2 protein-coding genes and 1 pseudogene are annotated in these 2354 nt (G+C 38.7%); 1 reads left to right on the top strand and 2 read right to left on the bottom strand.

The genetic code is table 11. The annotated features are described in order from the left end of the window. Positions 1-32: 32 nt before the first annotated feature. A pseudogene (locus tag ACM0OZ_RS48475) lies at positions 33-865 on the bottom strand (ISKra4 family transposase); the annotation flags it as partial. Between the two features lie 122 nt (positions 866-987). Here ACM0OZ_RS48475 and ACM0OZ_RS48480 point away from each other — a divergent pair. After that, positions 988-1392, top strand: coding sequence for a transposase (locus tag ACM0OZ_RS48480; RefSeq protein WP_414590095.1), 405 nt, complete (start codon positions 988-990; stop codon positions 1390-1392). A gap of 160 nt (positions 1393-1552) precedes the next feature. Here ACM0OZ_RS48480 and ACM0OZ_RS48485 read toward each other — a convergent pair whose 3' ends face one another. Beyond that, positions 1553-1750, bottom strand: a complete 198-nt coding sequence (locus ACM0OZ_RS48485) for a hypothetical protein (protein ID WP_414590096.1) — start codon at positions 1748-1750, stop codon at positions 1553-1555. Between the last annotated feature and the right edge of the window lie 604 nt (positions 1751-2354).

Genomic DNA, 2354 nt, shown 5'->3' on the forward strand with positions numbered 1-2354 from the left:
GTCCTCTAGTTTTCTAAACTGTCTGATTATTTCTGTCGCACAGTACTAGTTGCTTCTTCTACGAATCCTTGCCATAGGTCTGCTTCGATTTGTTCTAAAAACTTTTTTGATGCCTGAATTTTATAGAGGTTCTCTTTCAAATGATACCAATCAAGAATTTCTTGTCGAGTATGGTCGTCTGCGATTTGTGCAAACAGGTTCCATACACCATCATGTCCATCACCCAAGCAGTAAACGGTTCTAGCAAGGTTTTGGGTATTAACCCAGTTAATTAGAGAAAGATTGTCTTGGAAAAAGGCACCGTAATATATTCCTTGTAATCGTCCTGTTTTATACTCTTTCCAGTACGCAGGTTTACCTTTCTCTTTGTGACGCAACCGAACTTTTCCACCATCAAGACAAACTTCAGTCAGCTTCTGTTTAACATTGGGGGGTAACAAATCTGCTTTTTTTACTTGACGATGATGAGTACTATGACCAACTTCGACTCCGGTCATAACCTTAAGGTCGTTCTCACAATCTTGAAATGACTCGTTTGCTGCTAGTAATAAACAACACTTTTCAAGCATTGGGCTTAACCGTCTATATGGCTCAATTCCTAGACGTGAAGCTTGTTTTTTCGTTATTTTGATCTGACCTACACAACTTCTTATAGTTCTGGTGTACCCTTTGTGGGTTCCTGTCTTTTCTTCGACAAAAAAAATGCGATTTTTGGGCTGACATGTTCGAGAACTTGCTCGCGTACAGAGTGTTCGATACCCTCGAAAGTCTCAATTTTATCTGCTGGAGTGTTTTTATAGAGAATTTTGGCTATCTCTTTAATATGGACTTCTAATTGTTTTTTATCCTCTGGTGTCATTGTCATAACTATCCTCCCTGACTACGATTATTTTCGCAGTTATGGGGAGCATCCGTATAGTCCTATATTATTCGCGAGTAACAATCGCGAATAATATAGGACTTTTTTAGTCTTTTTTCAAAATTGGGATGCTCCCATTAAAAGAGCGTTCTAAAACTGAAGATGTATCAAGCTATTTTACTGAGTTCGTTAATGATTGTCTGAAAAGTGGAGTGAAATATTTAACGATTATTTTAGATAATAACTCGACGCACAAACAAAAAATGCGCTCTCAATTAGTTACTAACTTATCTGAATTGGGAATTCAAAAACAAATTGAAATTGAGTTTATTTATACTCCTCCTTATTCTCCGGATTTTAATCTAGCCGAATATATTATTCATCTTTTAAGGCTTGAAGTCTTACATCATCAACCTGTAGATACAACAATACAACTTGTTCAACAAAAACTAGAAAATTTCTTGATGATTAAACATGTTCAAACCCCTGAACAAATTCAAAATACTATTGAACACATTTACCGTTTAATTTAGGTAATCTTCTGGTGGGAGGGGAGTAGCTAATGTTCCAAGTGACCGCTCTTGTTTATAAATAATGATTCGTCACTTGGTACAGTCAACAAAAAGCATAAAAACCTAAGCCGTCTAGTGTTGGCAGCACTGGACGGCTTTCTCGTTTGTGTACGTTAGAAGCTTAACGATATGTAATTTGTCCTCCCCTGTAAACTAATTCTGGATATGCTGACAAGTTAACAAATAACAGTGCCGGAAAATCTGTGGCCGCCCCACCATTTACCATCGTTACTTCTTCTTCTGTCAACTCTTCACCATATACCTCCCAGTTCACAATCGTTTGGCTGTCTGAGTTCGTTTGTTTTTTAGTTTCTTTCATGCTACTAAAGTTATTTACGATACTAACAACTATACAATAGCATCATAAAGCCCAGATACAGAAAGCCTACGCTGACAATGAAAGCACAAGAGTATCCAGAGTCAAAGGCGACAAGACCCGTCAAGAGTTTAAGCTAAAGCAAATTGAACTAGAGAAAGCAGAAGCAGCCCGCAAGGAGCTTATGAAGCAAGAGATAGCAGCGTTAGATTCATTAGTCGCTGTGGACATTAGGTAGCAAGGGGTGAGCGAACACATGTTCGTTAGTTTATTGTATATAGTGACTAACGCACATCTGTTCGCTAAGGTTCAAGCAATAGCATCACAAAGAGGGGCGCTTGCTACATGGCAGGTGCCTCTATCATTGTGTTGGGGCAAGCGTAGATCGAGCAAGTGCAGCATAAGCCCATAACTGACATCTTGCACCAAGAAAAATTGATGTTATTCTCACACTTAGTACTAAGCCTGAAGTCCTTATTTAACTGATAAAAGCTCAGAAAAGTGATGTAACTTTATTGCGCTGCTTTTGACTAAGCCCAGGGTTATACGGATAGGTGCAAGATATGAGCCTCTAACTAGCGGCGCGGAGTCCGCTAGTGATATATGA

The sequence above is a fragment of the Scytonema sp. PCC 10023 genome, from assembly GCF_963920835.1.
Lineage (GTDB): Bacteria > Cyanobacteriota > Cyanobacteriia > Cyanobacteriales > Nostocaceae > Kalymmatonema.

What these genes read in the sequence shown, in the direction of transcription:
- ACM0OZ_RS48480 (WP_414590095.1), top strand. Translation starts at nt 988, where the DNA reads ATGCTCCCATTAAAAGAGCGTTCTAAAACTGAAGATGTATCAAGCTAT.
- ACM0OZ_RS48485 (WP_414590096.1), bottom strand. Translation starts at nt 1,750, where the DNA reads ATGAAAGAAACTAAAAAACAAACGAACTCAGACAGCCAAACGATTGTG.